The sequence below is a fragment of the Mesorhizobium sp. M2A.F.Ca.ET.067.02.1.1 genome (assembly GCF_004023285.1).
Taxonomy (GTDB): domain Bacteria; phylum Pseudomonadota; class Alphaproteobacteria; order Rhizobiales; family Rhizobiaceae; genus Mesorhizobium.
The window spans coordinates 1-5,034 of record NZ_RZSB01000442.1 but is presented as its reverse complement, the minus strand read 5'-3'; the positions used below and the strand labels follow the sequence as shown (position 1 = coordinate 5,034).

Here is a 5,034-nt window from a genome sequence, read left to right as displayed (position 1 = left end):
GGCATCGACATTTCCCCGATCATCCTGCTGCTGAGCCTTTTCTGCAGCCGGCAGTTCCTGGTCACCACGGTTTGGTCCTGGGTCGTGGCCGGCGGCTGATGAGCACGCCGTTTCGGCTGCGCGACAACGGCATCGACCTCTTCGTGCGGCTGACGCCGAAAGCGGCGCTTGACCGGATCGACGGCATCGAGACCGCCGCCGACGGGCGCAGTCACCTCAAAGCCCGCGTGCGCGCCGTGCCGGAAAACGGCGCCGCCAATCAAGCGCTGGAGCGGATGATGGCCAAGGCGCTGGGTGTGCGGGTGTCGGCCGTTTCCGTAGTCGCCGGCGGTACATCGCGGCTAAAGACGCTGCGGGTTGTGGCGGATGCGGCTGAGTTGGTGGAGCGACTTGAGACGCTCAGCAAATAACGCTGGCGACGCCCCCTCATCCGGCCGTTACGCGGCCACCTTCTCCCCGGCGGGGAGAAGAGCTTGGCGCCGGCGCCGACCTGCTCCTCTCCCCTTGGGGAGAGGTCGGATTGCCCCGAATTGCTCTTCGCAATTCGGTCGGCAATCCGGGTGAGGGTGAGTCTTCAAAACCACTCAATCCCCCAGCGGCAGCTTCGGATCGTCCACCTTCAGCGTGTTCACGCTCTGCTTGATGCGCCGCAGATTCTCCAGCACTTTCGGTCCGCGCGATTCCGCGACCGTGGTGGCGATCATGTCGACGATCGCCAGGAGCGCGTAGCGCGACGAGGTCGGCTTGTAGATGTTGCCGTCCTCGACCGACTGCAAAAGGATCACCGTGCCGGCGACCTTGGCCAGGGCCGAGTCCGGCGCGGTGATGGCGACGGTGGCGGCGCCATATTGCTGTGCCACCTCGACCGCCTCGATCACCGAGCGCGCATAGCCCGAGACGGAGAAGGCGAGCAGCGTCGTCTCCGGGGTCGCGACGGCGGCATACATGCGCTGCAGCTGGCCGTCGGTCTGGGCGAGCGCCGAGAGGCCCAACCGGAACAGCCGGTTCTGCATCTCCGTCGCCATCATCGAGGAAATGCCGCCGGAGCCGATGCAGAGCACGTTGCCGGAACTTGCAATCCGGGCGGCAACATCCATCAGCGTCGTCATATCGAGGTTTTCGCTGGCGCGCTGGATGGCGGCAATCGCCGCCTCGGTGATGGCCGAGGCGATGCGCTGCTCGCGCGCGTCGCGGCTGAGCGGCTCCGGCGACAGATACTGGCCGCCGATGGCGATGGCCTGCGCCAGGTAGAACTTGAAATCGCGAAGCCCCTCGCAGCCGAGATTGCGGCAGAAGCGGGTGACGGTCGGCTCGCTGACGGCGACGCGCGCGGCGATCTCGGAGATGGCCGCCTTCGACGCGAAATCGAGGTCGGAAAGCACCAGCCCCGCCAGCCGTCGGTCCGATTTGGTGCCGTCCTGCGATATCAGATGCAGGCGGGTGATGATGTCGGCCGGGCTCTTCATCGTCTTCTCACAGCGGCAGGCCGGTCGCCTTGTCGAAGAGGTGGATGTTGCGCGGATCGACGCTCACCGGCAGCCGGTCGCCGGGCTTCACCTGCAGCCGGTCGCGGAACACAGCGCGTACCGTGTCGTCGCCGACCGAACCGTAGACATGGGTTTCCGAACCGGTCGGCTCGACGACATCGACCTTGATCGCGATGGCATTCTCACCGGCGCCGACGACGAAGTGCTCGGGCCGGATACCGGCTTCGACCGTGTCGCGGCCGGAAGCCGCTTTGCCCGAGAGCGCCAGGCGGCCGCCGCCGCTGGTCTCGAACCAAGACTGAGCTCCGGCCGTCTTCAGCGCGCCAGAGACAAAGCTCATCGACGGCGAGCCGATGAAGCCGGCGACGAATTTGTTGGCCGGCCGGTCGTAAAGCTCCAGTGGCTGCCCGACCTGCTGGATGCGGCCGCGGTCCATCACCACGATACGGTCGGCCATGGTCATCGCCTCGATCTGATCGTGAGTGACGTAGACGATGGTCGATTTCAGCCGCTGGTGCAGCGCCTTGATCTCGGTGCGCATCTGCACGCGCAATTGCGCGTCGAGATTGGAGAGCGGCTCGTCGAACAGGAACACCGAAGGTTCGCGCACGATGGCGCGGCCCATGGCGACGCGCTGGCGCTGGCCGCCCGACAATTGCCGTGGATAGCGGTCGAGATAGGAGAAGAGGTTGAGCACGCCCGAAGCCTTCTTCACCTTGTCGTCGATCGCGGCGCGGTTCTCGCCGCGGATTTTTGGGCCGAAGCCGATATTTTCCGACGCCTTCAGATGCGGGAACAGCGCGTAGGACTGGAACACCATGGCGATGTTGCGCTTCTGCGGCGGCAGGTCGTTGGCGCGCGTGCCGCCAAGGACGAGATCGCCGGAGGTGATCGTCTCCAGCCCGGCCAACATGCGCAGCAGAGTGGACTTGCCGCAGCCGGACGGGCCGACCAGAACGACGAACTCGCCGGTCCGGATATCGAGGTTGATGTCTTCGAGGATTTTGTGCTGCCCGAAGGATTTCGACAGGTTGCGGAACTGGACGTCGGTCATGGTCACGCTCCCAATATGTCGTCGATGAATGGCAGATAGCCGGCTGTCAGGCCGGCGTCCACAGGCACCACGGCGCCAGTTATGCCGGAAGCGCGGTCCGAGGCAAGGAAGGCGACAGCTTCGGCCACTTCCCGTGCATTGACGATGCGGCCCAGCGGATAGAGCCGCTTCAGCCGGCCGAGGATCTGGGGATCCTTGGCCAGGCGATGGTCCCAGGCGGCGGTGCGGATCGAGCCCGGGCACACGACGTTGGCGCGCAGCCCGCTGCGACCGAGCTCGACGGCGACCGATTTGGCATAGGCGTTGATGCCGGCCTTGGCCGCCGCATAGGCCGGATTGCCGAAATGCGCGATAGCGTTGACCGAGGAGATGAAAACGACGCTGCCCGAACCGCACCCCGCCATCGCCTTGATCAGCGGGTCCGCGAAACTCATCACGCCGGTCAAATTGAGGTCGAGCTCCTGCTCGATCCTGTCAGCCGTCAGCGCCGCCAGCGTCTCGGCGCGCGTCCAGCCGGCATTGTTGATTAGGATGTCGGGAACGCCGTCTTGGTCGAGCAGCGCCGGGATCGCGGCTTCGATCGACGCCCGGTCGAGCAAGTTGAAGACGTGGCGGGAAGCGATATGCGGGCTGACCAATGCCTCCGCCGACTGGTCGCAGCCGACGATGCGCGCGCCGCGTTCGGCCATCAGCTCGACGATCGCCGACCCGAGGCCGCCGCCGGCTCCGGTGACGACGACGGTCTTGCCTTCGAACTCGGCTGTCGAACCCACGCTGCGTCCTCCTCCACCCCTCATTTTGAGCCAATAAGCTAACCAAGCAAATGTAATTAAGCAACATGATAATCCGCTTGCGTAGCGCCAAATCATGGATAATGTAGGAAAGTAACATAAATCCTGTTCTCACAAGAGGCAGGCGCCAACGTGCATCAATGGGAGAATTCAGATGAGCCTTGCAAAATGGACTGTCGGCCTGCTGGCCGGAATGAGCATGCTGGCCCTGGCAGCACCAGCCGATGCGGGCGAGGTGCGCGTCACCGTCGCCGAATACAGCGCCAAGACCGGCCCCTATTTCGAAGCGGTGAAGAAGGAATTCGAGGCGGCCAATCCCGGCATCACCATTAAGTATGAAGTGGTGCCGTGGGATGTGCTGCTGCAGAAGCTCACCACCGACATCACCGCCGGCACCAATGCGGATCTCTCGATCATCGGCACCCGCTGGCTGATCGACTTCGTCCAGCAGGATGTCGCCGAGCCGCTCGACAGCTACATCAAGCCCGAGTTCAAGGACCGCTTTATCGACACATTCCTGCAGCCCTCCATCATGAATGGCCACACCTATGGCCTGCCGATCGCAGCTTCCGCGCGCGCCATGTATTACAACAAGGAGCTGTTTGAGAAGGCCGGCATCGCCAAGCCGCCGGCGACCTGGACCGAGCTGCAGGAGGACGCGCGCAAGATCAAGGCGGTCGGCGCCTTCGGCTTCGGCTTGCAAGGCAAGGAGATCGAGACCGACGTCTATTACTACTATGCGATGTGGTCGCAGGGCACCGAGATTCTCAACAAGGACGGCACGTCCGGCCTGAGCACGCCCGGCGCGCTCGAAGCGGCCAAGCTCTACAAGTCGATGATCGACGAGGGCCTGACGGAACCGGGCGTCACCTCCAACAACCGCGAGGACGTGCAGAACCTGTTCAAACAGGGCAAGGTCGGCATGATGATCACCGCGCCCTTCCTGTCCAACCAGATCAAGGAAGAAGCGCCGAACCTGAAATACGGCGTCGCCGCCATCCCCGCCGGCCCGACCGGCGCGCGCGGCACCTACGGCGTCACCGATTCCATCATCATGTTCAAGAACTCCAAGAACAAGGACGAGGCCTGGAAGCTGCTCGACTTCCTGTTCACCAAGGAGCAGCGCGCCAAGTTCACGCAGGGCGAAGGCTTCCTGCCGGTGAACAAGGAAGAGGCGAAGATGGACTATTACGTCAACAACGCCGACCTTGCCGCCTTCACCGCGCTCCTGCCCGATGCCCGCTTCGCGCCGGTCATTCCGGGCTGGGAAGAGATCGCCCAGATCACGTCGGACGCCATGCAGAAGATCTATCTCGGCGGGGACCCCGAAGCCGGCCTGAAGGATGCAGCGGCCAAGGCCAACGCCGTGCTCAAGAAATAAGGGCGTATCTCCCTGCGCCCGTGGCGCGCCCTACCCCGCGGGGCGCGCCACATCTTTTTGAAAGGTGTTCGACCGAATAGCCGGACGGACAGATAATCATTCCAGACAAAGGGACAAATCTTCTACGTCGGCGCCGCCCCTCATTGCCCTGCCGGGCATTTCTCCCCGTATAGGGACGGGGAGAAAGGGGCTGGTGTCCGAACCGGATAGATAGGTAACAGAATGGACCGATTAGATGGGTGACAGTTTTCTTGCCAGCCGGGAGGACCGGCGATGGTTTGGCGAGAGACTGGCATCATGGATGAGCGGCTTCGTTTTGTT

Annotated in this window: 5 protein-coding genes; 2 read left to right on the top strand and 3 right to left on the bottom strand. The window is 63.6% G+C overall.

Going from position 1 to position 5,034, the window contains the following annotated elements; translation table 11 throughout:
• Positions 1-98: 98 nt before the first annotated feature.
• Positions 99-410 (top strand): DUF167 family protein, encoded by a 312-nt coding sequence (locus tag EOA28_RS24455; RefSeq protein ID WP_126080527.1) that lies wholly within the window; start codon positions 99-101, stop codon positions 408-410.
• A gap of 174 nt (positions 411-584) precedes the next feature.
• On the opposite strand, the gene EOA28_RS24450 is transcribed toward EOA28_RS24455, so the two are convergent.
• From EOA28_RS24450 to EOA28_RS24440, 3 genes are read right to left on the bottom strand one after another with little or no spacing between them, the layout of a single operon-like run.
• Positions 585-1,466 (bottom strand): MurR/RpiR family transcriptional regulator, encoded by an 882-nt coding sequence (locus EOA28_RS24450; protein WP_127253533.1) that lies wholly within the window; start codon positions 1,464-1,466, stop codon positions 585-587.
• A 7-nt stretch (positions 1,467-1,473) separates the two neighbouring features.
• The gene (gene ugpC, locus EOA28_RS24445) at positions 1,474-2,541 is read right to left on the bottom strand and encodes a sn-glycerol-3-phosphate ABC transporter ATP-binding protein UgpC (protein ID WP_127253534.1); all 1,068 of its coding nucleotides are present in this window, start codon (positions 2,539-2,541) and stop codon (positions 1,474-1,476) included.
• 2 nt (positions 2,542-2,543) lie between these two features.
• On the bottom strand, positions 2,544-3,314 hold the full coding sequence (locus EOA28_RS24440; protein ID WP_189342164.1) for an SDR family oxidoreductase: 771 nt from the start codon (positions 3,312-3,314) through the stop codon (positions 2,544-2,546).
• Between the two features lie 172 nt (positions 3,315-3,486).
• On the opposite strand from EOA28_RS24440, the gene EOA28_RS24435 reads away from it, so the two are divergent.
• Positions 3,487-4,713, top strand: a complete 1,227-nt coding sequence (locus tag EOA28_RS24435) for a sugar ABC transporter substrate-binding protein (protein WP_126080524.1) — start codon at positions 3,487-3,489, stop codon at positions 4,711-4,713.
• Positions 4,714-5,034: the final 321 nt, after the last annotated feature.

Coding starts and splice junctions, on each gene's coding strand:
- EOA28_RS24455 (WP_126080527.1), top strand. CDS start 99: ATGAGCACGCCGTTTCGGCTGCGCGACAACGGCATCGACCTCTTCGTG.
- EOA28_RS24450 (WP_127253533.1), bottom strand. CDS start 1,466: ATGAAGAGCCCGGCCGACATCATCACCCGCCTGCATCTGATATCGCAG.
- ugpC (WP_127253534.1), bottom strand. CDS start 2,541: ATGACCGACGTCCAGTTCCGCAACCTGTCGAAATCCTTCGGGCAGCAC.
- EOA28_RS24435 (WP_126080524.1), top strand. CDS start 3,487: ATGAGCCTTGCAAAATGGACTGTCGGCCTGCTGGCCGGAATGAGCATG.